At 64.8% G+C, this 24,308-nt stretch carries 22 protein-coding genes; 13 read left to right on the plus strand and 9 right to left on the minus strand.

From position 1 onward, the window contains the following. Positions 1 to 24: 24 nt before the first annotated feature. The 7 genes from VF673_RS05390 to pilG form a co-directional block, all read right to left on the minus strand. On the minus strand, positions 25 to 984 hold the full coding sequence (locus tag VF673_RS05390) for a chemotaxis protein CheB (RefSeq protein WP_440291183.1): 960 nt from the start codon (positions 982 to 984) through the stop codon (positions 25 to 27). Next, positions 977 to 7,237: an Hpt domain-containing protein gene (locus tag VF673_RS05395; protein WP_440291184.1), complete on the minus strand. Its 6,261-nt coding sequence runs from the start codon at positions 7,235 to 7,237 to the stop codon at positions 977 to 979. The genes VF673_RS05390 and VF673_RS05395 overlap by 8 nt, the downstream gene beginning before the upstream one ends. Continuing rightward, on the minus strand, positions 7,225 to 8,064 hold the full coding sequence (locus tag VF673_RS05400; protein WP_440291185.1) for a CheR family methyltransferase: 840 nt from the start codon (positions 8,062 to 8,064) through the stop codon (positions 7,225 to 7,227). The genes VF673_RS05395 and VF673_RS05400 overlap by 13 nt, the downstream gene beginning before the upstream one ends. 102 nt (positions 8,065 to 8,166) lie before the next feature. After that, entirely contained in the window at positions 8,167 to 10,206 is a 2,040-nt protein-coding gene (locus VF673_RS05405; protein WP_440291186.1) for a methyl-accepting chemotaxis protein, read from the minus strand. Between the two features lie 87 nt (positions 10,207 to 10,293). Further along, complete coding sequence (locus tag VF673_RS05410) at positions 10,294 to 10,830, minus strand: chemotaxis protein CheW (protein WP_440291187.1); 537 nt, start codon at positions 10,828 to 10,830, stop codon at positions 10,294 to 10,296. Between the two features lie 40 nt (positions 10,831 to 10,870). Beyond that, the gene (pilH, locus tag VF673_RS05415; protein ID WP_090540208.1) at positions 10,871 to 11,236 is read right to left on the minus strand and encodes a twitching motility response regulator PilH; all 366 of its coding nucleotides are present in this window, start codon (positions 11,234 to 11,236) and stop codon (positions 10,871 to 10,873) included. A 31-nt stretch (positions 11,237 to 11,267) separates the two neighbouring features. Further along, positions 11,268 to 11,681, minus strand: coding sequence for a twitching motility response regulator PilG (gene pilG, locus VF673_RS05420; RefSeq protein ID WP_440291188.1), 414 nt, complete (start codon positions 11,679 to 11,681; stop codon positions 11,268 to 11,270). 218 nt (positions 11,682 to 11,899) lie between these two features. Here pilG and gshB point away from each other — a divergent pair, with 218 nt between their 5' ends. Genes gshB through VF673_RS05455 form a run of 7 tightly spaced genes read left to right on the plus strand, consistent with a single transcriptional unit; the run spans position 11,900 to position 17,667 of the window. Then, on the plus strand, positions 11,900 to 12,862 hold the full coding sequence (gene gshB, locus VF673_RS05425; RefSeq protein ID WP_273124418.1) for a glutathione synthase: 963 nt from the start codon (positions 11,900 to 11,902) through the stop codon (positions 12,860 to 12,862). Positions 12,863 to 12,922: 60 nt separating this feature from the next. Continuing rightward, on the plus strand, positions 12,923 to 13,822 hold the full coding sequence (locus VF673_RS05430) for a TonB family protein (RefSeq protein ID WP_440291189.1): 900 nt from the start codon (positions 12,923 to 12,925) through the stop codon (positions 13,820 to 13,822). Positions 13,823 to 13,870: 48 nt separating this feature from the next. Continuing rightward, entirely contained in the window at positions 13,871 to 14,440 is a 570-nt protein-coding gene (locus VF673_RS05435; protein ID WP_440291190.1) for a YqgE/AlgH family protein, read from the plus strand. Then, positions 14,440 to 14,880 carry a Holliday junction resolvase RuvX gene (ruvX, locus tag VF673_RS05440; protein ID WP_090540216.1) on the plus strand — a complete coding sequence of 147 codons (441 nt, stop codon included), beginning with the start codon at positions 14,440 to 14,442 and terminating at the stop codon, positions 14,878 to 14,880. Before VF673_RS05435 ends, ruvX begins: the two co-directional genes overlap by 1 nt. Continuing rightward, a complete protein-coding gene (gene pyrR / locus VF673_RS05445) occupies positions 14,880 to 15,392 on the plus strand; it encodes a bifunctional pyr operon transcriptional regulator/uracil phosphoribosyltransferase PyrR (protein ID WP_090540218.1) in 513 nt (170 codons plus the stop codon). Before ruvX ends, pyrR begins: the two co-directional genes overlap by 1 nt. A 5-nt stretch (positions 15,393 to 15,397) precedes the next feature. Next, the gene (locus tag VF673_RS05450) at positions 15,398 to 16,393 is read left to right on the plus strand and encodes an aspartate carbamoyltransferase catalytic subunit (RefSeq protein WP_273124426.1); all 996 of its coding nucleotides are present in this window, start codon (positions 15,398 to 15,400) and stop codon (positions 16,391 to 16,393) included. A 2-nt stretch (positions 16,394 to 16,395) separates the two neighbouring features. After that, positions 16,396 to 17,667: a dihydroorotase gene (locus tag VF673_RS05455; RefSeq protein WP_440291384.1), complete on the plus strand. Its 1,272-nt coding sequence runs from the start codon at positions 16,396 to 16,398 to the stop codon at positions 17,665 to 17,667. A 72-nt stretch (positions 17,668 to 17,739) separates the two neighbouring features. On the opposite strand, the gene VF673_RS05460 is transcribed toward VF673_RS05455, so the two are convergent. Next, positions 17,740 to 18,879 carry a PilT/PilU family type 4a pilus ATPase gene (locus tag VF673_RS05460; RefSeq protein WP_440291191.1) on the minus strand — a complete coding sequence of 380 codons (1,140 nt, stop codon included), beginning with the start codon at positions 18,877 to 18,879 and terminating at the stop codon, positions 17,740 to 17,742. Between the two features lie 44 nt (positions 18,880 to 18,923). Further along, complete coding sequence (gene pilT, locus VF673_RS05465) at positions 18,924 to 19,958, minus strand: type IV pilus twitching motility protein PilT (RefSeq protein ID WP_090540224.1); 1,035 nt, start codon at positions 19,956 to 19,958, stop codon at positions 18,924 to 18,926. Positions 19,959 to 20,036: 78 nt separating this feature from the next. Here pilT and VF673_RS05470 point away from each other — a divergent pair, with 78 nt between their 5' ends. The 6 genes from VF673_RS05470 (at position 20,037) to metW (ending at position 24,299) form a co-directional block, all read left to right on the plus strand. Then, positions 20,037 to 20,738, plus strand: coding sequence for a YggS family pyridoxal phosphate-dependent enzyme (locus VF673_RS05470; RefSeq protein WP_440291192.1), 702 nt, complete (start codon positions 20,037 to 20,039; stop codon positions 20,736 to 20,738). 1 nt (position 20,739) lies between these two features. After that, positions 20,740 to 21,558, plus strand: coding sequence for a pyrroline-5-carboxylate reductase (proC, locus tag VF673_RS05475; protein WP_440291193.1), 819 nt, complete (start codon positions 20,740 to 20,742; stop codon positions 21,556 to 21,558). Positions 21,559 to 21,567: 9 nt separating this feature from the next. Continuing rightward, positions 21,568 to 22,158: a YggT family protein gene (locus tag VF673_RS05480; RefSeq protein WP_090540230.1), complete on the plus strand. Its 591-nt coding sequence runs from the start codon at positions 21,568 to 21,570 to the stop codon at positions 22,156 to 22,158. Further along, on the plus strand, positions 22,158 to 22,451 hold the full coding sequence (locus VF673_RS05485; protein ID WP_090540232.1) for a DUF167 family protein: 294 nt from the start codon (positions 22,158 to 22,160) through the stop codon (positions 22,449 to 22,451). The genes VF673_RS05480 and VF673_RS05485 overlap by 1 nt, the downstream gene beginning before the upstream one ends. A gap of 112 nt (positions 22,452 to 22,563) precedes the next feature. Continuing rightward, the gene (metX, locus tag VF673_RS05490) at positions 22,564 to 23,706 is read left to right on the plus strand and encodes a homoserine O-succinyltransferase MetX (protein ID WP_440291194.1); all 1,143 of its coding nucleotides are present in this window, start codon (positions 22,564 to 22,566) and stop codon (positions 23,704 to 23,706) included. A 2-nt stretch (positions 23,707 to 23,708) separates the two neighbouring features. Then, a complete protein-coding gene (metW, locus tag VF673_RS05495) occupies positions 23,709 to 24,299 on the plus strand; it encodes a methionine biosynthesis protein MetW (protein ID WP_090540280.1) in 591 nt (196 codons plus the stop codon). The last annotated feature ends 9 nt before the right edge of the window (positions 24,300 to 24,308 follow it).

A 24,308-nucleotide genomic window follows, 5' to 3' on the forward strand; every position in this document is an offset into this window, starting at 1 on the left:
AATCCTCTTGCACCGCGCGCCCCTTCAGGCAGGCGTCGTGCGTTCCTGTTCAAGCCAATGGCGCATCGCCAGGGCCAGTTCCTCGGGTGAACCCTGCAGCAGGCTGTGGCCGGCGTCCTGTACGGCCTGGGGCATGATCGCACAGGCCGCACTGTCGGCGCTCTGGGTCCAGACCGGCATCCCCTGACGGCGCATGCGCCCACAGGCCTGCACTCCATCCTCACCCATGCCACTGAATATGATCGCCCCGCACAGGGGCGCGAAGGCCGTGATCACCTCGTCGAGCACCGCTTCTATGGCCGGCTGATAGGCGCCGGGCCAGGGGCTGTCCTGCAGATGGATGAGACCGTCGCTGCTGAAACTCAGACGCCGCGTGATGGGCGTCACCAATACTTCCCCCGGCTGCAGACGGCTGCCCTGTTCGCAGTTGCGTACCCGCCAGCTGTTCTCCCGGCCAATGATGCGCGGCAGCTGCTCCTCGAAACCGGCATCGATATGCTGGGCATACACGAAGGCCACCGGCAGCTCCGACGGCAGGGCATCGAGGAAGCTCTTGACCGCCGCCGGCCCACCCAGTGACGCACCCAGCAACCAGACACTGCAGCTGCCCACCGCCACAGCTGATGTGGGCACCTGCAGTTTCGGTGCCGAAGGCGGTGCCCCCAGCAATCCGCACAGCTTGCCGTACAGCCGCCGCTGCCAGCGGGGATAATCCTCATCGCGGGGCGGCGGGATCTCGTCATTGCCCAGCAGCACCGGCACCTCGCTGCTGTCCAGCAGCCAGTCCAGCAGCGGCGAGTCCTCGGCCATGTCCAGCAGCCACAGATCGGTGGACACCTCGGCCAGCTGCCCGGCCTCCAGCGCTTCCGGCTCGCCGGTAAATACCACCCGGTAGCCGAAGTGCTGCACCACCTCGCTCAGGCGATCGCGTTTGCGGTTGCAACCAACCAGCAGCGCGACACCGGGCGTTCTGTCGTCACTCACCACGCCCCACCAGTTTGCCGATCAATTCAAGCAGCTGCGCTTCCTGGTACGGCTTGCCGAGGTACTCGTTGACACCGATGCTGCGTGCCCGCTCACGGTGCTTCTCACCGGTACGCGAGGTGATCATGATGATCGGCAGGTCCTTGAGGCGCTCGTCGTGGCGAACCAGGGTCGCCACCTCGAAGCCGTCCATGCGCGGCATCTCGATGTCCAGCAGCATGACATCGGGCTGGATGTCCTGCAGCCGGGCGATGGCGTCGACCCCGTCCTTGGCGGTGACCACCTCCATGCCATGGCGCTCCAGCAGCCGTCCGGTGACCTTGCGTACGGTAATGGAGTCATCCACCACCATAACCAGGGTGGCGCGGTCCTCCACCGCTGCCGGCTGCAGCACCTGACGTGCCTGCTGGGCATGGGCCTGCTGGGCCCGGATCACCGCCAGCAGATCGAGAATCACCACCACCCGACCGTCGCCGAGGATGGTCGCGCCGGAGATGCCCGACAGCACCGAGAACTGCTTGCCGAGGCTCTTCACCACGATCTCCCGGGAGCCAGCCAGGGCATCCACCTGCACCGCAATGCTGTGTTCTGCACCCCGTACCAGGATCACCGGCAGCGGCAGACTCTGACCGCTGAGGCGCGGCTGCTGACCGGTGCCGAGCAGGTCGCCCAGATAGCGCAGATCGTAATGCTTGCCGGCGTACTCGAACGCCGGTGCCCCGGGCACGTAGTAGGCCTCCAGCTCGTAGCCGGAGACCCGCACGATACCCTCGATGGTATTCAGCGGAATGGCATAGAGGTCGTCGCCGGAGTACACCATCAGCGCCCGGTTCACCGACACGGTGAACGGCAGTCGTATGGTGAAGATCGTGCCCTGCCCCGCCTCGGTGCTCAGCGTCATGCTGCCACCGAGCTGCTTGATTTCGCTGTTGACCACATCCATGCCGACCCCGCGGCCGGAAATCTGTGTCACCTGCTCGGCGGTACTGAACCCGGCCTGAAGGATGAACTGCAGCACCTCGTGATCGGTGAGGTGGGCATCGACATCCATCAGGCCGCGCTCGATGGCCTTGGATCGCACCGCCTGCAGATCCACCCCGCGGCCGTCATCGGACAGCCGCAGCACTATCTCGCCACCCTCACGCTGCAGGTCCAGGGTGATGCGCCCGGTCTCGGACTTGCCACACTGGCTGCGCGCCGCTGGCAGCTCGATACCGTGGTCGACCGCGTTACGCAGCATGTGCTCGAGCGGTCCCATCATGCGTTCCAGTACGCTGCGGTCCATCTCCCCTTCGGCGTTGAGCACCTCCAGGTTGACCTGCTTGCCGACCTCCGCGGAGACCTGACGGACCACTCGCCGCAGGCGCGGGAGCAGACGATCGAAGGGCACCATGCGGGTACGCATGAGGCCTTCCTGCAGCTCGGTGTTGACCCGCGCCTGCTGCAGCAGAAGGGTTTCGGCATCCCGGCTCTTGGCCGCCAGGGTTTCCTTGAGGTCGAGCATGTCCGAGGCGGACTCGAACAGCGAGCGGGACAGCTGCTGCAACTGGGAGTAGCGGTCCATCTCCAGCGGGTCGAAGTCCTCGTAACCCTGCTCGATCTCCTCCTGGTGGCGCGACAGGATCTGCGCCTGGGTTTCCATGTCCAGACGCCGCAGCTGGTCGCGAACCCGCTCGATGGTGCTTTCCATATCATTCAGCGTATGGCTGATATCGCTGACCTGCTGTTCGATGCGGCCGCGGAAGATGGAGGTTTCGCCCGCCAGGTTGACCAGCTCCTCGAGCAGCGCCGCAGGCACCTTGACCGATTCCTGCACGGCGGAGCGGTTGCCACCGCTCTCGGCCTGCCCCTGACCCATGGCGTCGCTCAGGATCTGTCGAACCTGCGCCAGGGTATGCTCGGAGGTCGGCAGCGCCGCAGGGGCCTCCGGCTCCGGCTGCGCGACCGGGACCACCGCTGCGGTCCAGTCCTCCACCACCTGGCTGTGACCACCGGCCAGTTGCTCGATATCCGCCTGCAGCCTGGAGAAACCGGTTTCCAGCTGCTGCAGTTGCGGACCGGTTTCGTGCAGGGCGCGCTCCAGCTCCCGCGCCTGTTCGGCGAGGCTGTCCTGGCCGGCCAGACGGGCAGACCCCTTGAGCGCCTCGACCCGGTGCAACAGCTGCGCAGCGGCCGCCGGGTCGCCGGGCAGCTGGGCCAGCAATGCGGGGCAGGGCTGCAGCAGCTCCCGGGCCTCTTCGATGAACATGCCGAGCATGCCGGATACCGCCGGGGTCGCCACGGGGACTTCCGACAGCGGTTCGTCCGCGGACTGCAGTTCGGCCAGCGCCACCTCGGGTACCGTCGCCTCCGCCGGGGGCGCAGTCCGGAGCGGAGTGTCCTCCCGCCACTGCGGTACCTGCTGCGGCGCGGCGCGGAATTCGCGGATGGCGCGGGTCAGCGCCATGCCATCGCTGATCGCACGACCGGCCTGAATGCCCTCGACCATGTCGGCCAGGGCGTCATGGCAGGCCATCAGCAGCTCGGGCAGGCCGTCAATCAGCTCGAAGCGGCCACCCACCAGCCCCTCGTAGAGGAACTCGAGTTCGTGGGCCAGATCGCCGACCGGACGTATCTCGGCCATGCGCGCGCCACCCTTGAGGGTGTGCAGGTCTCGCAACAAGGCATGCAGTGCCTCGGCGTCGCCCGGCTCGGCCAGCCAGCGCTGCAGGCCGGTGGACGCACTGTCGAGGATTTCCTGCGCCTCTTCGAGGAAGATATCCACCAGTTCGCTGTCGACATCCGCCTCGGTCGGCAGCCACTGCCCTGCTGCCGCAGCGGTCTCGGCCTCGGCGGCCGGCGTTTCGATCGGCACGGAGAACAGCTCGCGCAGCTCCTGCAGTTCGGCCTGTGCCGACTGCACATGCTGGTGCGCAGCGACCTGGTCCATCATTGCGATCAGGCGCTCATGGGCCCGCGCCAGGGCGCCGTTCACGGTGTCATCCAGCTGCAGGCGCTGTCCGACCAGGGCTTCGTGAACGTCTTCCAGCCCCTGACAGAGTTCCTCGATGGCCGGCAGCTCGACCTCCTGGGCCACCTCGGCCAGGGCACGCAATGCACGACCCAGTTCGACATGGTCGATCGCCTGCCCCTCGGCCAGCTCGTCGGCGGCGTCCAGCAAGAGTTCGACGCCCTCGGTCAGGAAGATCGACAGCAGGTCGGTATCGCTACCCCCTTCCAGCTGGGCGCGGCTGCTGTCGAGCCGCTGCATGGTCTGCTGATAGAGCGCATCAAGCCGCTGCAGGAACTCCTCGCTGCCGCTGATGGCCTGATTCGCGTCGTCCTGATCCAGCCAGGCCTGCAGCATGCCGACCGCCTCGCCAAGCAGTTCGGCGACGGCCTGGTCGGCGGGAATCAGATTGGTCTTGAAGTCCTTGGCCAGCTTCTCCAGGGGCGTGACCAGTGTCGCCACCGGCTGGATGCCGGCCATGTGTGCGCTGCCCTTGAGGGTGTGCAGCGCCCGCTGCAGTGCATCGCTCAACGGCTGGGGCAGCTCGCGATGGCACTTGTCCAGGAACCCGTTGATCTGGCTGATATGGGATTGGGTTTCGGTACGGAAGATCCTCAGCAGCAGCGGATCCAGCTCGGTCGCGCTCTCCGCCGCCAGCGGCACGGTGTCGGTCGGCTCGAGTGTCTCGACAGTTTCGACTGCGTCGGTGGGTTCCTCTGCCTCCAGCGCCACCGGCTCGGCCACCTCATCAGGCAGCTCGGGCAGTGCGTCCGGCGCCGACTCCTCGACCAGCTCCGGCAGCGGCAGATCCGCACCTTCCAGCTCGAATTCGATGGCCGGCAGCGACGGCGCATCCCGTTCCGCTTGTGTCTCCGGCTCTGCTTCCAGTTCCAGCGGCAGCTCTGCTTCGTCCTGCGGCTGCAACTCTTCGACAGGCTCGATGATCGGGGACTCGTCCACAACCTCGTCGGACAGCCCTTCGGGCTGCTCGGCCACCAGGGTTTGCGGTGCCGGCTCCAGCTCGCCGATCACATCGACCGGCATCTCCCCACGGGACAGCATCTCCGCCTGCCCGGCAAGACGTTCGACCACCTGCAGGGCGCTGGGCCGGCCATTGGCAAAGTCGTCCAGCAGGGCCGGCATCAGGCCACGAGCTGCATTGACCACGGCAAAGATCGCCGGCGTGGTGTCCACGTTGCCGTCGATCACCCGGTTGAGCATGTTTTCCACCGCCCAGGCCAACTCGGCCAGTACACTGGCCTGGACCATGCGCCCACTGCCCTTCAGGGTGTGGAAGGCCCGGCGGACTTCGGTTCGCGCGCTGACGTCGTCGTTGTCGGCCTCCCAGCGCGGGCTGTACTCCTCGAGGGTTTCCAGCACTTCGCCGACTTCCTCGATGAAGATCTCCAGCAACTCCGGGTCAAGCTCGTCTTCATCCTCCGACGCCTCCTCGACCAGCGCCGGCTCGACTGCAACTGCCGCCTCGGCGGCCTCCTCGGGGCTGGCGGTACTCTCGCGGTCATCCAGCGGCACGGCGCCGGCCTGCAGGCGCGACAGCTCTGCCGGGGGGTAACCCAGGGCTGCCAGGCGCTCCTCGGCGGTGGTGAGAATGCCATCGCCGCGACTGGCGTCATCCCGAGCCACCCGCTCCAGGTAGTAGTCGATACCGGAGATGACGTCCGCCAGGGCATCCAGCGCCTCCCAGTCCGGGACGCGCTGGGCGTCGATGAGTTCGCGCTTGATATAAAGTCGACAGGCAGCCACGGCGTCGGCGGCCCGCTTGAGCGGCAGCATCGCCAGACCACCACGGATGCTGGTCAGCAGCTCGTCCACGGGTTCCAGATGGCTGTAATCCCATTGACCGGCAACGAAGGCGCTGATGGCCTCGCGGGTCTGCTCCAGATTGTTGCGTGCCTCCACCACCACCTGCTGCTGGATCTGCAACAGGGCGCCGGTAGTGGACAGTTGTCCGCCGGCAGCCCCCTGGTCGTGCATGCGCTCCATGGCCAGTATGCCGTGCATGCTGGCCTCGACGTAGAGCATGCCACCGGCCACTTCCATCAACTGTGCATCAGTCGGTGATTCGGGGGCGCAAGCCAGCTGCTCGACCCGCTGGATCTGCTCCTGCAGCACTCGACGAGGCTGACCCAGCCCGAGTACCGCCAGGGTATCGGCAATGCGCTTCATGTCCGGCAGCAAGGCGCCCAGTTCATGCTGGCTGCGGATGGTGCTGCGGACAAACAGATCCAGGCGCTCCTTGACCTGCAGCAGTTCTTCGTTGAGCGCAGCGGCTACCGATTGCATTGTGCCCTGGTCCAGACCGACCAGCGGATCGTTGCTGTCGGCACTGGTGTCACTGCTTTCCTGCCATACCTCGTCAAGCTGGTAGTAATCCTTCAGCGCTCTGAGCCGCGGGCTGTCGCCATCACTCTTGGCAATATAGAACAGCAGATTGCGCAGCAGCTCGGGGCTGGGGTCCTGCCGTGGAATGTCCGCGGCCTCCTCCAGCAGCTGGCGCAGTTCCCGGTCGGCCAGTCGCAGCAGCTGGCGCACCGCCGCACCGTTCTCGATGCTGCCATGCTCCAGACCTTCGGCGACACCGGCAAAAGCACTCCATAGCTCGGCGAAACGGGTCCCCTGGAACAGCTGCTCCAGGCGCACGAACACCCGACCCAGCTGGTGACTGTTGCGCTCGACATCCTGACCGCGCAGGATCGCCGCATGGGTGATCTGCAGCGCCTGACGCAGCTTGCGCAGCTGCAGGGTTACCGTGGGGCTGGCGAAGTCCACCCGGGCGACGGGTTCGGCCTCGCTGTCGCGCAGCTGCGGATTGAATACTGCGGTCTCGGTCAGCAGCTTCTCGTCCCGGGCACTGCGCATGTCGTTGAGCAGTGGCAGCAGCAGGACAGGTACATCGCGCCGGCCACTCTGCACCCGATCCAGATATGAGGGCATCTGCAGTATCGCCTGCATCAGCACTTCCAGAGCCTCTGCCTTGCGACTGCAGGTGCCATGCATCAGCGCCTGGGCAAGCTTTTCCATTTCTTCGGCGAGCAGCGCAGCGCCGTAGAATTCGACCATCTGCAAGGTGCCGTGGACCTGATGGATATAGGTCAGGCAAAAGCGCAGCCGCGTAGTGTCCTCGGGGTTCTCCACAAAGGCTTCCAGTGCCTGACGCGCCTGATTCAGCGTCTCGGAAATCTCGCCTTTAACCCAGTCGAGGGCGACATAATCATGCCGATCACCCATAGTCACTCCAGACATTCCATGCAGTCCCTGCGCCTGTAAGCCTGTACGCCATCATCCGCTACGGGCTCGAGCAAGGGATTATCCCAGTCCATTATTTCACCTGGCCCGATCACCAGCATGCCGCCGGGCGTCAACCGTCTTGCCAGTTGGTTGAGCAGCTCGCGACGGCGCCAGCGCCGGAAGTAGATGAGCAGGTTCTGGCAGAAGATGATATCCAGGTCCCGGATCGGGGCCTGGGCCAGTTCCAGGATGTTCAGCCGGGTGAAACACACCCGGTCACGCAGCACACTGGCTACCTGATACTGTCCATCCGGCAGTTGTTCCAGCCATTGATGTGTCTCGGCGGCGGTCATCCCACCCAAGCGCCGGGCCGGATAGACCCCCCGGCGCGCCTGATCCAGCGCCTGCTGGCTGATATCGGTTGCCCAGATGCCGAAATCCCGGCGCGGTTGCCCGGTCTCGCTGAGCACCTGTTCCACCACCATGGCCAGGGAATAGGCTTCCTCACCGCTGGCACAACCCAGGCTCCACAGGTGCAGCGGGCGCTGTTGCGGCTGCTGCCGGCGTTCCCGGAGCAACCGCGCGACACACTCGAAGGAGGGACGGTGGCGCATGAAGCTGGTTTCGCGCACGGTCAGGCATTCCACCAGCGCCGACCATTCCACCGCGCCGCTGACGCCCTCGGTCACATGTTCGTAGTAGGTCTGATAATCGCTGATCCCCAGATCCCGCATCCGCGCCCGCAGACTGGTCTGCAGATAGATCTGGCGTTCGGCACTCACGCAGACACCGGTACGCATTTCCAATAGGGCCTGCCACTGACGGAACTGATGTCCGTCCATGTCTGGCAACTTCTCCAATGACCAGTGTGGCGTTGTATGCACTGTGCGACCCTCGCGGTGCCCTCAATGGGGGTGGCCTTGCGGCCACCCCGGCGCTGCCCCTCAGTTACGCTCGGGCAGGGTGAAACCGTCCACCGACTGACGCATGCTCTCGGCCAGCTTGGCCAGCTCGCCGATGCTGCGCGCGGTGGCGGTCGTACCGGCAGAGGTCTGCGAGGTGATCTCGCGGATCACGTTCATCGTGTTGGAAATGTGGCCGGCGGAGGACGCCTGCTGGCGCGCCGCGTTGGAGATGTTCTGGATCAGCGCCGCCAGGCTGGTGGATACCTTTTCGATCTCCTCCAGGGCCACACCCGCATCCTGGGTCAGGCGGGCACCGCTGACCACCTCGGCGGTGGTCTGCTCCATCGAGATGACCGCTTCGTTGGTATCGGTCTGAATGGTCTTCACCAGCGCCTCGATCTGCTTGGTGGCCGCCGAGGAACGTTCCGCCAGACGCTGTACCTCGTCCGCTACCACCGCGAAGCCACGACCGGCATCACCGGCCATCGCCGCCTGGATGGCGGCGTTCAGCGCCAGAATGTTGGTCTGGTCGGCAATGTCGTTGATCAGGCTGACGATGTCACCGATCTCCTGGGAGGATTCACCCAGACGCTTGATCCGCTTGGAGGTGTCCTGGATCTGCTCACGGATCACGTCCATGCCGGCGATGGTGCTCTGCACCACCTCGTTGCCCTTGTTGGCGATGGCTACCGAACGCTCCGCTACCGCGGCGGACTCGGCGGCGTTGGCCGATACCTGGTCAATGGACACGGCCATCTCGTTCACCGCGGCGGAGGCGCCGGCGATTTCCTGGGCCTGATGCTCCGATGCTTCGGCCAGGTGCATGGCCGTTCCCTGGGTTTCCTGGGCTGCCTTGGCCACCTGCAGTGCGGTGTGGTTGATGGTCTCTACCAGGGCACGCAGCTGGTCGATGGAGTAGTTGATGGAGTCCGCGATGGCACCGGTGAAGTCCTCGGTCACCGTCGCTTCGGCTGTCAGGTCACCGTCCGCGAGGTCGGCGATCTCGTCCAGCAGTCGCAGAATCGCCGCCTGGTTACGCTCGTTGGTGGCAGCGGTTTCCGCCAGACGCTGGCGGGTATCGCGGGTCAGCTGCAGGCCGATGAGCAGAATGCTGCCCAGGGCGATCAGGCCCAGCAGATAGCCCAGCAGAGTGTTGAACCAGCGGCCGTCGGCACGTTTCTCGAAGGCCTGGGATAGGGTGGACACGTTGTCCAGCAGCTGCTGGGAATCGCTGAAGATGTTGTTGGCCGCGCTTCGTACCTGATACAGCTCGGGGGAGGTGAGCAGGATCTGCTCAACCGATTCGGATACATAGCTGAACAGGTCGGCGATCTCCTCCAGACGGCTCACCGCATCAGGGTCGGTTACCCGGGTCACGCCCAGTACCTCGTTGCCGTGCAGCATGCCATCGAGCACCCGACCGAACAGGGTAGCGTCGCGACCGAAGCTGTCGGCCGCCATGACCGCGTCCTCGTCACCGGCCAGTACCCGGTTCACCGAGCCGAGAATCCGCTCGGCCAGCAGGGATTGACGCTGGGCCATGGAAACCTGATGGGCGGAGGCACCGCTTTCGATCAGCACGTCCACCACATCCTCGTACTCGACCTGCAGCTGCGGCACGGTATCGGACAGCTGGGCGGCCACCTCGTGCAGCGCCAGTACCGTCTCTTCACTGTTCAGAATGGCGTCGGCGTTGTTACGCAGCTTCTCCCAGTCCGCACCGGCCGCAGCCAGCTCCTCGAACAGGGCGCCGGGCGTCGGCGGCAGGCCGGTTTCGTCCCGACCGTTGGTCAGATAGCCCCAGCGCTGCTCGTAATCGTTGCGCGCATGCAGCAGCAGCGGGAATGCCTCACGGGTACCGGTTGCCGCTTCGGTCGCCGATTTGGAGATCTGCTGGGACAGTACCCGCAGCTCACCCGAGTGACCGATGTACTCGGTGTCGTATGAGCTCTGCACGTTCACGTACAGGAAGTTGATGAACAGCAGGATCAACGAGACAACCAGCGCGACGAACAGGCCACTGATGGTCCGGTTGCTGCGCAGAGTCGAGAGGATGCTGGTGGTGTCAAAATTTTTCATTTTCTGGGCCCCTACCTGGCCTACCGCATGCTTCTTGAAGTCCTGAAATGTTGCGCACCGGCAACCGCCGGCCCGCCCCCCCTCCGATCAGACCGCCACGTCAAGGAACGCCTGGTCGCGTGCCAATGCCCGGAAGTTGAATATCATCGATACCTGCTCTCCGGTATAGGCGCCCACCACGAAGGGCCTGAACTGCTGCGGCAGATCAGGCACCGAGGTGGTAAAACTGCTTACTGGAAAATGCTGCATGCCGAACAGCTCATCGACCAGCAGACCGACGAAGATCTCGTCCCGGTCCAGCACCAGCACTCGCCGCTGCTTGCGCGGAGCACTGCTGGTGGACCCGAAGAACTGGCTGAGGTCGATGATCGGCAGGAGCCTGCCACGCACATTGGCCACACCCCTGACCCAGGGCTTGACCCTGGGCAGTGCGGTGTAGCGCGGCTCATGGAGAATTTCACTGATCTCGCCGAGACTGGCGATCATGGGCTGGCCGGCGAGGCGGAAACCGATGCCACTCCAGGTTTCGGCCACCACTTCCTGTGACGGCAGGCCGGCGGCCATCCGTACACAACGCTCCGCCAGCTGCTGGAGAAGATCGAAAGGATGCAATGTCTCTGACATACCGTCCCTGTTGTCATATGCACCGAGATGTCGGTGCCGGTCAGTTACCCAGCACCGTCTTCAGTGTCTTGATCAGCGTGGTTTCCTCAACGGGCTTGGTCAGATAATCCTTGGCCCCCTGACGCTTGCCCCAGACCCGGTCGGTTTCCTGATCCTTGGTGGTCACGATGATCACCGGGATATGTGCGGTTTCCGGATCCTTGGTGAGTTGCCGGGTAGCCTGGAAGCCGTTGAGTCCGGGCATCACGATGTCCATCAGTACGGCGTCGGGCTTTTCCTGTCGGGCCAGTGCCACGCCATCGGCGCCGTTCTCTGCCTTGAGCACCTCGAATCCGTTCTTTTCCAGCATGCCGCTGAGCTTGTACAGCTCGGTCGGCGAATCATCCACTACAAGTATGCGAGCCATTTATCCCCCTGGATCAAAATTACCGGCGGCCTCAGTTACCGGCGCCGGCCACCTTCCTGTCCGACTGCGGAACATGAGCGCGGATGGCGCCCAGCAATTCTTCCTTGCTGAATGGCTTGGTCAGATACTGATCCGACCCCACGATCCGACCCTTGGCCTTGTCGAACAGACCGTCCTTGCTTGACAGCATGATGACCGGGGTGGAACGGAAGGCAGCGTTGTTCTTGATCAGTGCGCAGGTCTGATAACCATCCAGACGCGGCATCATGATGTCGACAAAGATGATGTCGGGGTGATTATCAGCGATTTTGGCCAGGGCATCAAAGCCGTCTACAGCGGTGATGACGTTACAACCGACCTTCTTCAGCAGCGTTTCCGCGGTACGCCGGATGGTCTTGCTGTCATCAATAACCATGACTTTCAGGCTCTCGAAATTTTCGTCCATAAACAATCAGCCCTTGTTATATGCGGCGGTCAGTTACCGGGCGGCCAGGCGCACCAGACCGACCAATTCCATTTCGCCGTACTTTTAGCATAGATTTCCCGGGCAATCCATAAAGGCTTCCTGCCGGTGAGACAGCTTGCGACTTCGGTCATCCTTTCTTCGTATCCGGCCCAGGGGGTACACTGCGGTCAATATCCGCTCGACACAGTGAAAACCCCATGAGTATTCGTATTGGCATCGTCATGGATCCGATCAGCGCGATCCACTACAAGAAGGACAGCTCCCTGGCCATGCTGCTGGCCGCCCGGCAGCGGGGCTGGGAACTGAGCTACATGGAGCCTCAGGACATCTACCTGCAGAACGGCCAGGCGATGGGCAGCATGCGCCCGCTGCAGGTCTTCGCCGACCCCCAGCGCTGGTATGAGCTGGGCGAGGCGCAACTGCTGCCGCTGAGCCAGCTGGACGTGATCCTGATGCGCAAGGACCCGCCCTTCGATAACGAATTCCTCTATGCCACTCATATCCTCGAGGCAGCCGAGCGCGACGGTGTGCTGGTAGTCAATCGCCCGGCCAGTCTGCGTGATTGCAACGAGAAACTCTTCGCCACCCGCTTCCCCCAGTGCTGCCCGCCGAATACGGTAACCCGCCGGGCAGACCTGTTGCGCGCCTTCATCGCCGAGCACGGGGACGTGATCCTCAAGCCGCTGGACGGTATGGGCGGGTCGCAGATCTTCCGTGTGAATCAGAACGATCCGAATATCAGTGTCATCATCGAGACACTGACCCAGCATGGCCGCCAGCAGATCATGGCCCAGCGCTACCTGCCCGAGATCATCGATGGCGACAAGCGCATCCTGATGATCAACGGCGAGCCGGTGCCCTACTGCCTGGCGCGTATTCCCCAGGCTGGCGAGACCCGGGGCAACCTGGCGGCCGGAGGGCGCGGCGAGGCGCGGGCGCTGAGCGAGCGCGACCGCTGGATCGCCGCCGAGGTAGGGCCCGAGCTGCGCCGGCGCGGTCTGCTGTTCGTCGGCCTGGACGTGATCGGCGACTACCTCACCGAGATCAACGTGACCAGCCCAACCTGCATCCGCGAGATCGATGCAGCCTTCGATACGGATATCGGCGGAAAACTGATGGATTGCATCGAACAGCAGCTCAAAGCGCGACACAGTGCGTAGATTTTTTTCCGTGACAGGGGCAGACTGCGGTGCAGTACGTCCCCCACGCCTATGGACAGCATGAACACAGCAGCGACGCAGCCAGCCCTTGCCGGGCCGCCCAGACCCGGTATCGAACCCAGGGACCGCCTGGGGTTCACCCTGTTCCTGGCGGCGGTGCTGCATGCTCTGGTCATCCTCGGCATAACCTTCGATGTGCCCGATCCCCGGGAGCTGGCGCGCAGCCTGGAAATCACCCTGGCCACCCAGCCCAGCACCGAGGCGCCGGACGATGCGGACTACCTGGCGCAGTTCGATCAGCTCGGCAGCGGCACCCTGGACGAGAAGGCCACCCCCAGCACCCCCGAAGAAACCGTGTTCCAGGACAGCGAGATCCAGCCGGTGATCCCGGTCGAGGAGGCCGCCCCGCCGCCGGAACCGACGCAGCAGCAGGTGGTGACCACCAGGGCACCGGCGCCCGAGCGCGTGACCAGCGCCCCTGTGCAACCCGAGCCCCGGGATGCACCCCAGGCCGGCATCCGTTTCGATCTGAGCCGGCTGTCCCAGGAAATTGCCAGCCTCGAGGCACAGCTTGCCGAGGAGCGCCAGCAGTATGCCGAGCGGCCCCGGGTGCACCGGCTCAACTCCGCCTCGACCCGCCGGGATCCGGGGGCCTTCTACATGGACTCCTGGCGTCGCAAGATCGAGCGCATCGGCAACCAGAACTACCCGGCCGAGGCGCGCAGTCAGGGCATCTACGGCAGCCTGGTGCTGCGCGTGGCCATTCGCCGTGACGGCAGCCTCGACAGCGTCGAGCTGATCGAGTCCTCGGGCCATCAGGTACTGGATAACGCCGCCCTGCGCATCGTGCGCCTGGCCGCCCCCTTCGCGCCTTTTACCGGGGATCTGGCTGAGTTCGGTCTGCTCGAGATCACCCGCACCTGGCGCTTCGAGCCCGGAGATCGTGTTTCCAGTTTCTGAGCCGGCCTGCTCTTGCCCTCCGCGCGCCCGCACCCAATACTATGCGGCATGACCCAGACACTTCCGAGCTACCTCAAGCACCACTTCCTGATCGCCATGCCGCACATGGAGGATCCGCGTTTCGCGCAGACCCTGATCTATCTGTGCGAGCACAACGCCGATGGCGCCATGGGGCTGATCATCAATCGCCCCAGCGGTCTGAATCTGGGTGACGTGCTGGAACAGACCTCCCCTGGCCTGGATATTCCTGCGGGCATAGGCGCCCGCGTGGTATTCAATGGCGGCCCGGTCCAGAGCGAACGAGGGTTCGTCCTGCATCGCGGGCCCGGTCACTGGGAAGGCAGCCTGGACCTCGGACCGCTGCAGCTGACCACCTCCCGCGACATCCTGGTGGACATGACCCGCGGTCGTGGCCCCCGCGATTCCTTCGTAGCCCTGGGCTATGCGGGATGGGACGCCGGGCAGCTGGAGCGCGAGCTGATGGACAACGCCTGGCTCAGCTGCCCCGCCGATTACCAGATTCTCTTCGAGCTGGAGCCCGAGCAGCGCCTGAACGCCGCCGCACGCAGCCTGGGCATTGATCTCAGCCTGCTGACCAGCCAGGCGGGCCACGCCTGATGACGGCGATTCCCCAGCGGGTCCTCGGATTCGACTACGGCACCCGCCAGATCGGCGTCGCCGTGGGTCAGACGCTCACCGGCAACGCACGCCCGCTCAGGGAGCTGCGCGCCCGGGACGGCGTGCCCGACTGGGAGCAGATCGCCGCCCTGCTGCGTGAATGGGAGCCGGATGCGCTGGTCGTCGGCCTGCCGCTGAACATGGACGGCACCCCGAGCGAGATGAGCGCCCGGGCGCAGAAGTTCGCCCGCCGCCTGCACGGGCGCTTCCAGCTGCCGGTGCACTGCATTGATGAACGCCTTTCCACCTTCGAAGCCAAACAGACGCTGCGTGAAAGCGGCCGTCGTACGCCGGCCAGTTACCGAGACAACCCGGTGGACAGCCTGGCCGCGGCGCTGCTGCTGGAAACCTGGCTGGCCAGCCAAACCAAGGAGACGTGATGACTGAATTACCCGACGTCGGGACCCTGCTGCAACGCATGGGGGAGGACCTGATCGCCCTGCTGGACCGTGAGCAGCGCACCGATCCGGCGGTAGTGGGCATCCACACCGGCGGTGCCTGGATCGCCGAGCAGCTGCGTGACCGCTTCCTCCCGGATTCCCCGCTGGGCAGTCTGGATATCGCCTTCTACCGTGACGATTTCTCGCAGATCGGCCTGCAGCCGGGGGTGCGGCCATCCGAGCTGCCCTTCAGCGTGGAAGGTCGGCATCTGGTGCTGGTTGATGATGTGCTGATGACCGGTCGCACCATACGCGCCGCGCTCAACGAGCTGTTCGACTATGGCCGTCCGGCCTCGGTAACCCTGGTCACCCTGGTGGACCTCGAATCCCGCGAACTGCCGATCCGTGCCGATATCCTCGGCGTCAGTCTGGCACTGCCCCGGGGCCAGCGGATAAAATTGACCGGCCCCGAGCCGTTGCGGCTGACCCTGAACCCCATCGCCGAGTCCTGATCGCCATGAGCCTCAAATCTAGCAAACTGCAACTGAACGAACAGGGCCAGCTGCGCCACTTCCTCGGCATCGATGGCCTGTCCCGCGAGCTGCTGACCGAGATCCTGGACACCGCCGACTCCTTCCTCGAGGTGGGCGAGCGGTCCATCAAGAAGGTACCGCTGCTGCGCGGCAAGACGGTATGCAACGTCTTCTTCGAGAACTCCACGCGTACCCGCAGCACCTTCGAACTGGCGGCCAAGCGCCTGTCGGCGGACGTTCTCAACCTCGACGTGCAGACCTCCTCGACCAGCAAGGGCGAGACCCTGTATGACACCCTGCGCAACCTGGAAGCCATGGCTGCGGACATGTTCGTGGTCCGTCACGGCGACTCCGGCGCCGCACACTTCATCGCCGGCAACGTCTGTCCGGACGTGGCCATCATCAATGCAGGCGACGGCAACCACGCCCACCCGACCCAGGCGATGCTGGACATGCTGACCATCCGCCGCCACCAGAAGCCCTTCGAGCAGCTGTCGGTGGCGATCGTCGGTGACATCCTGCACTCCCGGGTGGCCCGCTCCAACATGGAAGCCCTGCGCATCCTCGGCTGCCCCGACATCCGCGTCATAGCCCCGCGCACCCTGCTGCCCGAGGGCATCGAGCAGTACGGGGTCCGGGTGTTCAACGATCTGCGCACCGGCCTGCGGGACGTGGACGTGGTGATCATGCTGCGCCTGCAGAAGGAGCGCATGCAGAGCGGCCTGCTGCCCAGTGAAGGCGAGTTCTACCGTCAGTACGGCCTGACCAGCGACAGCCTGGCCCTGGCCAGACCCGACGCCCTGGTGATGCACCCCGGCCCGATCAACCGCGGCGTGGAAATCGAGTCCGCCGTGGCCGACGGCGCCCAGTCGGTGATTCTCAAACAGGTCACCTACGGCATCGCCGTGCGCATGGCCGTGATGTCCATGGCCATGGCCGGACAGACCACCCAGCGCCAGTCCAGACAGGGAGCAGAATGAGCATGCGTATTACCATCAGCGGCGCCCGGGTGATCGACCCTGCCAGCCAGCTCGATCAGATCACCGACGTGCATATCGACCACGGTCTGATCCACGCCCTCGGCGACGCCCCGCAGGGCTTCCAGCCCTCCATGACCATAGACGCCCGCGGCCTGATTGCCTGTCCCGGCCTGGTCGATCTGGATGTGAGCCTGCGCGAGCCGGGTTTCGGTCGCAAGGGCAATATTGCCAGCGAGACCCGCGCCGCCGCCGCCGGCGGCGTCACCAGCCTGTGCTGCCCGCCGGACAGCCGTCCGGTGCTGGATACCCCGGCCGTGGCCGAGCTGATTCTCGACCGCAGCGAGCGCGCCGGCCAGGCCCGCGTATTTCCCATTGGCGCACTGACCCGTGGCCTGGAGGGGGAGCAGCTGAGCGAGCTGGTGTCCCTGCGTGACGCCGGCTGCGTGGCCTTCACCCAGGGCCTGGCGCCGGTGGCCAGCAACCGCATCCTGCGCCGGGCCCTGGAATACGCCGCCGGATTCGACCTGTCGGTCATCTTCATGCCCCAGGATGCCGCCCTGGCCGAGGGCGGCGTGGCCCACGAGGGTCCTACCGCTGCCCGGCTCGGCCTGCGCGGCATCCCGGAAACCGCCGAGACCGTGGCCCTGGCCCGGGACCTGCTGCTGATCGAGCAGACCGGGGTGCGCGCCCATTTCAGCGGTCTGAGCAGCGCCCGGGCCATCGACATGCTGGCGGACGCCCAGAGCCGCGGTCTGCCGGTCACCGCCGACGTCGCCATGTATCAGCTGCTGCTGTGTGACGAGGACCTGGACGGCTACTCCAGCCTGCTGCATGTGATGCCGCCCCTGCGCAGCGCCAGCGACCGCCGCGCCCTGCGCCAGGCAGTGCAGAGCGGCATCATCCAGGCCATCTCCTCGCACCACCGCCCGCACGAATCCGAGGCCAAGCGGGTGCCCTTTGCCGCCGCCGAGGCCGGTATCAGCAGTGTGGAAGTCCTGCTGCCGCTGTCACTGACCCTGGTTGCCGATGGCCTGCTGGAGCTGCCAGCACTGCTGGCGCGTCTGACCAGCGGCCCGGCTGCCGCGCTGGGTCTGCCCGCCGGCCGGCTGGCGGTGGGTGACAGTGCGGATCTGGTGCTGTTCGATCCCGCCGGTACCACCGAGATCGGCCACCACTGGCTGTCCCGCGGCAGCAACTGCCCCTTCATGGGTCAGAGCGCCCCGGGGAAGGTCAGTCACACCCTGTATCAGGGTCGCCTGGTCTACCAGGCCTGATCGTCGCGGCGCAAGCGCCGGAGAGGGAAGCGGCGGCGGACCTGAGGGTCCGCCATCCGGGGAGGGAGGCGCCTAGCGGCGCAGGAAGTTTTCCTCGTCTTCCTGGATGCTCAGGGTCTGATCCTCACGCATCAGGAACTTGCCGTCAGTCTCCGAGCCCAGTTTGATCAGCAGGCGCAGGTCGTTGGCCGAATCGGCATGGGCCAACGCATCCTCGTAGGTGATCTCGCCCTGGCTGTAGAGCTTGTACAGCGCCTGGTCGAAGGTCTGCATGCCCAGCTCGTTGGAGCGGGCCATCAGCGGCTTGAGCTCGTGTACCTCGCCCTTGCGGATCATGTCGGCCGCCAGCGGGGTGTTGAGCATGACCTCGATGGCCGCCCGGCGACCCTTGCCATCCGGTGTGGGGATCAGCTGCTGGGCGACGATGCCCTTGAGGTTCAGCGACAGGTCCATCCACACCTGCTGGTGCATGTCGGCGGGGAAGAAATGGATGATACGGTCCAGCGCCTGGTTGGCGTTGTTGGCGTGCAGGGTGCACAGACACAGGTGCCCGGTCTCGGCGAAGGTCAGCGCGTGCTCCATGGTCTCACGGCTACGCACCTCACCGATCAGGATCACGTCCGGCGCCTGGCGCAGGGTGTTCTTCAGCGCCACCTCGAAGGTATCGGTGTCGATGCCGACCTCACGCTGGGTGACGATGCAGTTCTGGTGCTGGTGAATGAATTCGATCGGGTCCTCAATGGTGATGATGTGACCCGTCGAGTTCTTGTTGCGATAGCCGATCATGGACGCCAGCGAGGTCGACTTACCGGTACCCGTGGCACCCACGAAGATCACCAGGCCACGCTTGGTCATGGCCAGCTTCTTGAGGATCTCCGGCAGGCGCAGCTCCTCGATGGTGGGAATCTGGGTCTCGATGCGCCGCGCCACCATGCCGACCAGGTTGCGCTGGTAGAAGGCGCTTACCCGGAAGCGACCGATACCGCGGGCACTGATGGCGAAGTTGCACTCCTTCTTCTCGGCGAACTCCCGGCGCTGCGCCTCGGACATCACCCCGAGCACGGTTTCCCGGGTCTGCTCGGGTGACAGCGGGGTCTTGGTCACCGGCAGGATGCGGCCGTGCACCTTCATGCTCGGTGCCACACCAGCGGTGATGAACAGGTCGGACGCGCCCTTTTCGACCATCAGGCGCAGCAGCTTTTCGAACTCCATAATTTCCTCATCCGGGACGCCTTCCTGCGCCCTCTACATGTCTGTCAGATGGCGTCCGACGCCTTGGCCTTTTCCCGCGCCGCTTCCCGGGTAACCAGACCACGGGCCACCAGGTTCTTCAGGCACATGTCCAGGGTCTGCATGCCGATGTTGCCGCCGGTCTGGATCGCCGAGTACATCTGCGCCACCTTGTCCTCGCGGATCAGGTTACGGATCGCCGGGGTGCCGATCATTATCTCGTGGGCCGCTACCCGACCACCGCCGATCTTCTTCAGCAGCGTCTGGGAAATCACCGCCTGCAGGGATTCGGACAGCATGGACCGGACCATCGCCTTCTCTTCACCCGGGAATACGTCCACTACCCGGTCGATGGTCTTGGCGGCGGAGGTGGTGTGCAGGGTGCCGAACACCAGGTGACCGGTTTCCGCGGCGGTCAGCGCCAGGCGGATGGTTTCCAGGTCACGCATCTCACCGACCAGGATGATGTCGGGGTCTTCCCGCAGGGCCGAGCGCAGCGCTTCGGCAAAGCCATGGGTATCACGGTGCACTTCACGCTGGTTGACCAGGCACTTCTTCGACTCGTGGACGAACTCGATCGGGTCCTCGATGGTGAGGATGTGCTGGTACTTGGTGTTGTTCAGATAGTCGAGCATGGCCGCCAGGGTGGTGGACTTGCCCGACCCTGTCGGCCCGGTGACCAGCACCAGCCCGCGGGGAACATCGGAAATCTGCTTGAACACATCGCCCATGCCCAGCTCTTCCATGGTCAGCACCTTGGAAGGAATGGTACGGAACACTGCGCCGGCACCACGGTTCTGATTGAAGGCGTTGACCCGGAAACGGGCCACACCCGGGACCTCGAAGGAGAAGTCCGTTTCCAGAAATTCCTCGTAATCCTTGCGCTGCTTGTCGTTCATGATGTCGTAGATCAGCGCGTGCACCTGCTTGTGTTCCAGTGCAGGTACGTTGATGCGGCGCACATCGCCGTCCACACGAATCATGGGCGGCAGTCCGGCCGACAGGTGCAAGTCCGACGCGCCCTGTTTGGCGCTGAAGGCTAACAGCTCGGTAATATCCATAGGGTTCCCCATTGCAACCTGCAAGCATGTAGAATGCCGTACAGGTCAGCTCCATTGGCAAGGTGTTCAACGTCCGTAATGTCCACGATAGCAGAGAATATTGCAAACGTTCGTATGCGCATTTTGCGTGCTGCGCACGCTGCTGGTCGTGATCCCGGAGGTGTCACCCTGATGGCAGTCAGCAAGACCCGCCCACCTGCTGACATCCGCGAAGCAGCCGCGGCCGGCATCGTACACATCGGCGAAAATTACCTGCAGGAAGCCCTGTCCAAGATGAGCGAGCTGCAGGATCTGCCGCTGGTCTGGCACTTCATCGGACCGATCCAGTCGAACAAGACCCGGGCCATCGCCGAGCATTTCGACTGGGTGCACAGCGTCGATCGCCTGAAGATCGCCCAGCGACTGTCGGCCCAGCGGCCTGACCAGCTGCCACCGCTGAATATCTGCCTGCAGGTAAACATCAGCGGCGAGGCCAGCAAGTCCGGGGTAACCCTGGCCGAGCTGCCGGAACTGGCCAGCGCCGTGGCCGCCCTGCCCGGCCTGCGTCTGCGTGGCCTGATGGCCATCCCCGCACCGGCCAGCGACAGCGCCGCCCGCCGGGTACCACTGCGCGCCCTGAGCGAGGCCATGACTGCCCTCGAGCTGCCGCTGGACACCCTGTCCATGGGCATGAGCGACGATCTGGACGAGGCCATCGCCGAGGGCTCGACCCTGGTGCGTATCGGCACCGCGCTGTTCGGCGCCCGCGACTACTCCACTCCCGCAGCAGAGGAACAATGAGATGACAGCACCGCGAATCGGATTCATCGGCGCCGGCAACATGGCTACCAGCCTCATCGGCGGCATGCTGCAGAACAGCTTCAAGGCCGGCCAGATACTGGCCAGCGATACCAGTGCCGAACAGCTGGAGCGACTGCACCGCCAGTTCGGCATCCACACCACCACCGACAATGCCGAGCTGGCCCGGGACTGCGATGTGCTGGTGCTGTCGGTCAAGCCGCAGGTCATGCAGGCGGTATGCGCAGCGCTGCCGGCTCCGCGCCGCTCCAGCCAGCTGGTGATTTCCATTGCCGCCGGCATCACCTGCGACAGCCTGGCCGCCTGGCTGGGCGCCGACACGCCACTGATCCGTTGCATGCCCAATACCCCGGCGCTGCGGGGTCAGGGTGTCAGCGGCCTGTTCGCCGTGCCCCGGGTCAGCGCCGAACAGAGAAAGCTGGCCGAGAGCATCCTCAATGCCGTGGGCATCAGCCTGTGGCTGGAGCACGAGAGCCAGATCGATGCGGTCACCGCGGTATCCGGCAGTGGCCCGGCCTACTTCTTCTACCTGATGGAGGCCATGACCGACGCCGGCGAGCAGCTGGGCCTGCCCCGCGAGGTGGCCGAACGCCTGACCCTGTTCACCGCCCTGGGCGCCGCCGACATGGCCGTGCACAGCGACGTGGACACCGCCGAACTGCGCCGCCGGGTGACCTCGCCCAACGGTACCACCGAACGCGCCATCAACAGCTTCGCCGCCGATGACCTGCCGGGCATGGTGGCCCGGGCCATGCGCGCCGCCGCCGAGCGCTCCGCCGAACTGTCCAGAGAACTCGCCTGAGGAGACAAGATGAACGGACTGAACATGGCCGCCGTATACGTGGTGCAGACCCTGGGCAGCCTGTACCTGCTGATAGTGCTGCTGCGCTTCATCCTGCAGCTGGTGCGCGCCGACTTCTACAACCCCCTGTCACAATTCATAGTGCGTGCCACCCAGCCGCTGCTCAAGCCGATGCGGCGGGTGATTCCGGGCTTTGCCGGGGTGGATGTGGCCTCCCTGATCCTGGCGGTGCTGGTGCAGCTGGTGATCCTGGCACTCATCATCAAGCTGATGGGTTACGCCCTGCCACCGGTACTGCAGCTGCTGGTCTGGTCTCTGGTAGGTGTCACGGCACTGTTTCTGAAGATCTTCTTCTTCGCCCTGATCATCAGCGTGATCCTGTCCTGGGTAGCGCCGCACAGTCACAACCCGGCGGCGCTGCTGGTCACCCAGATCTGCGAGCCGGTGCTGGCGCCCTTCCGCCGCTTCCTGCCGGCGATGGGGGGGCTGGACCTGTCGCCCATCTTTGCCTTCATCGCGCTCAACCTGCTGGACATGCTGCTGATCACCAACCTGGCGATGGCCACCGGCATGCCCAAAGGCCTTACCCTGGCGCTGTGATGGCCGGCTTCTACCAGTGGCGCGGTGCCGATCTGCTGCTGGATTGTCACCTGCAGCCCGGAGCCAGGAGCATCGGCTTTGCCGGTCAGCACGGCGAGCGGCTGAAGATTCGTATCAGTGCGCCGCCGGTGGACGGCAAGGCCAACGAGATGTTGCTGGCCTTCCTGGCCAAAGAATTCGATGTGGGGCGGCGCCAGGTCAGCCTGCTCAGCGGTCAGCAGAGCCGGCAGAAGCGGGTGCTGATCGAGGCGCCCGGGCGGCTTCCAGAGGAGCTCGGTATTGCCCGGCCCTGATGGCCGTCGGCTTGCGATCCGACGCCCTCAGACCCTAGACTGACGCTTCGCTCATTGGGCCGGCCCGCATGACGGCCGGCGTGCCAATCCAGAACAGGAAAACGAAAACCCCATGTCCCAATTCCCTGCTGATTCCGTCGGCCTGGTCACGCCCCAGCGACAGACCTTCAGCGAACCGCTGCAACTGGCCTGCGGGCGCAGTCTGGCCAACTACGAGCTGGTCTACGAGACCTACGGGCAGCTCAATGCCAGTCGCAGCAATGCGGTGCTGATCTGCCACGCGCTGTCCGGGCACCACCACGCCGCCGGCTACCACAGCCCGGATGACCGCAAGCCCGGCTGGTGGGATGTCTGCATCGGGCCCGGCAAGGCCATCGACACCAACCGCTTCTTCGTCGTGTCCCTGAACAACCTCGGCGGCTGCCATGGCTCCACCGGCCCGTCGAGCATCAACCCGGACACCGGCAAGGCCTGGGGCGCCCATTTCCCCATGATAGTGGTGGAGGACTGGGTCAACAGTCAGGCCCGGCTGGCCGACCATCTGGGTATCCGGCAGTGGGCCGCCGTGGTCGGTGGCAGCCTGGGCGGCATGCAGGCGTTGCAGTGGGCCATTGCCTACCCCGAACGGCTGCGCCATTGCGTCGCCATTGCCACTGCCTCCAAGCTGTCGGCGCAGAACATCGCCTTCAACGAGGTGGCCCGCCAGGCCATCCTCAGCGACCCGGACTTCCGCGACGGTGACTACGCCGCCCACGGTCTGGTGCCCAAGCACGGCCTGGGCCTGGCGCGCATGGTCGGGCACATCACCTACCTGTCCGACGATGCCATGGGCCAGAAATTCGGTCGCGAGCTGCGCAGCGATGAGCTGAAGTACGACATCAAGGGCGTCGAGTTCCAGGTCGAGAGCTACCTGCGCTATCAGGGCCAGGAATTCTCCCAGCGCTTCGACGCCAATACCTATCTGCTGATGACCAAGGCGCTGGACTACTACGACCCGGCACGGGCCCATGGCGGCGACCTGGCCAGGACCCTGGAGCCGGTGCAGGCCAGGTGTCTGGTCATGTCCTTCAGTACCGACTGGCGCTTCCCGCCGTCACGCTCCCGGGAGCTGGCCAATGCGCTGATTGCCGCACGCAAGGACGTCAGCTATCTGGAGATCGAGGCCGACCAGGGGCACGATGCCTTCCTGCTGCCGATTCCGCGCTATATCCAGGCCCTGAGCAGTTACATGAACCGTATCGAGGTGGATGCATGAACCTGCGCGCCGATCTGCAGATCATCGAAAAATGGATCAGCCCCGGCAGCCACGTGCTTGACCTGGGTTGCGGCAATGGCGAGCTGCTGCACTACCTGCAGAGCCAGAAAAAGGTCCGCGGCTACGGCCTGGAAATCGATCCGGACAACATCAACACCTGCATCAACAAGGGCGTCAACGTGATCGAGAAGAACCTCGACCACGGATTGGACAACTTTGCCGATCGCAGCTTCGACACCGTGGTCATGACCCAGGCCCTGCAGGCGGTGCACTACCCCGACCGCATCCTCGAGGACATGCTGCGCATCGGCCGCGAGGCGATCCTGACCTTCCCCAATTTCGGCCACTGGCGCTGCCGCCTGTACCTGGGGATGAAAGGCCGCATGCCAGTATCCGAGTTCATGCCCTACACTTGGTACAACACCCCGAACATCCACTTCTGCACCTTCAAGGACTTCGAGAACCTGTGCCATGAAAGGTCGGTGAAGATTCTCGACCGCCTGGTGGTGGACCAGACCCACCAGAGCAGCCGCCTGAGTGCCATGTGGCCCAACCTGCTCGGGGAAGTCGCCATCTATCGCGTCACACGCTGACAAGGAGCC

The sequence above is a fragment of the Halopseudomonas sp. Lyrl_26 genome, assembly GCF_051948695.1.
GTDB lineage: Bacteria > Pseudomonadota > Gammaproteobacteria > Pseudomonadales > Pseudomonadaceae > Halopseudomonas > Halopseudomonas formosensis.

Bases quoted from the DNA above. Each gene is read 5' to 3' on its own strand.
- VF673_RS05395 (WP_440291184.1), bottom strand. From the start codon at position 7,237: ATGTCTGGAGTGACTATGGGTGATCGGCATGATTATGTCGCCCTCGAC.
- VF673_RS05400 (WP_440291185.1), bottom strand. From the start codon at position 8,064: ATGGACGGACATCAGTTCCGTCAGTGGCAGGCCCTATTGGAAATGCGT.
- VF673_RS05405 (WP_440291186.1), bottom strand. From the start codon at position 10,206: ATGAAAAATTTTGACACCACCAGCATCCTCTCGACTCTGCGCAGCAAC.
- VF673_RS05410 (WP_440291187.1), bottom strand. From the start codon at position 10,830: ATGTCAGAGACATTGCATCCTTTCGATCTTCTCCAGCAGCTGGCGGAG.
- pilH (WP_090540208.1), bottom strand. From the start codon at position 11,236: ATGGCTCGCATACTTGTAGTGGATGATTCGCCGACCGAGCTGTACAAG.
- pilG (WP_440291188.1), bottom strand. From the start codon at position 11,681: ATGGACGAAAATTTCGAGAGCCTGAAAGTCATGGTTATTGATGACAGC.
- gshB (WP_273124418.1), top strand. From the start codon at position 11,900: ATGAGTATTCGTATTGGCATCGTCATGGATCCGATCAGCGCGATCCAC.
- VF673_RS05430 (WP_440291189.1), top strand. From the start codon at position 12,923: ATGAACACAGCAGCGACGCAGCCAGCCCTTGCCGGGCCGCCCAGACCC.
- VF673_RS05435 (WP_440291190.1), top strand. From the start codon at position 13,871: ATGACCCAGACACTTCCGAGCTACCTCAAGCACCACTTCCTGATCGCC.
- ruvX (WP_090540216.1), top strand. From the start codon at position 14,440: ATGACGGCGATTCCCCAGCGGGTCCTCGGATTCGACTACGGCACCCGC.
- pyrR (WP_090540218.1), top strand. From the start codon at position 14,880: ATGACTGAATTACCCGACGTCGGGACCCTGCTGCAACGCATGGGGGAG.
- VF673_RS05450 (WP_273124426.1), top strand. From the start codon at position 15,398: ATGAGCCTCAAATCTAGCAAACTGCAACTGAACGAACAGGGCCAGCTG.
- VF673_RS05455 (WP_440291384.1), top strand. From the start codon at position 16,396: ATGCGTATTACCATCAGCGGCGCCCGGGTGATCGACCCTGCCAGCCAG.
- VF673_RS05460 (WP_440291191.1), bottom strand. From the start codon at position 18,879: ATGGAGTTCGAAAAGCTGCTGCGCCTGATGGTCGAAAAGGGCGCGTCC.
- pilT (WP_090540224.1), bottom strand. From the start codon at position 19,958: ATGGATATTACCGAGCTGTTAGCCTTCAGCGCCAAACAGGGCGCGTCG.
- VF673_RS05470 (WP_440291192.1), top strand. From the start codon at position 20,037: ATGTCCACGATAGCAGAGAATATTGCAAACGTTCGTATGCGCATTTTG.
- proC (WP_440291193.1), top strand. From the start codon at position 20,740: ATGACAGCACCGCGAATCGGATTCATCGGCGCCGGCAACATGGCTACC.
- VF673_RS05480 (WP_090540230.1), top strand. From the start codon at position 21,568: ATGAACGGACTGAACATGGCCGCCGTATACGTGGTGCAGACCCTGGGC.
- VF673_RS05485 (WP_090540232.1), top strand. From the start codon at position 22,158: ATGGCCGGCTTCTACCAGTGGCGCGGTGCCGATCTGCTGCTGGATTGT.
- metX (WP_440291194.1), top strand. From the start codon at position 22,564: ATGTCCCAATTCCCTGCTGATTCCGTCGGCCTGGTCACGCCCCAGCGA.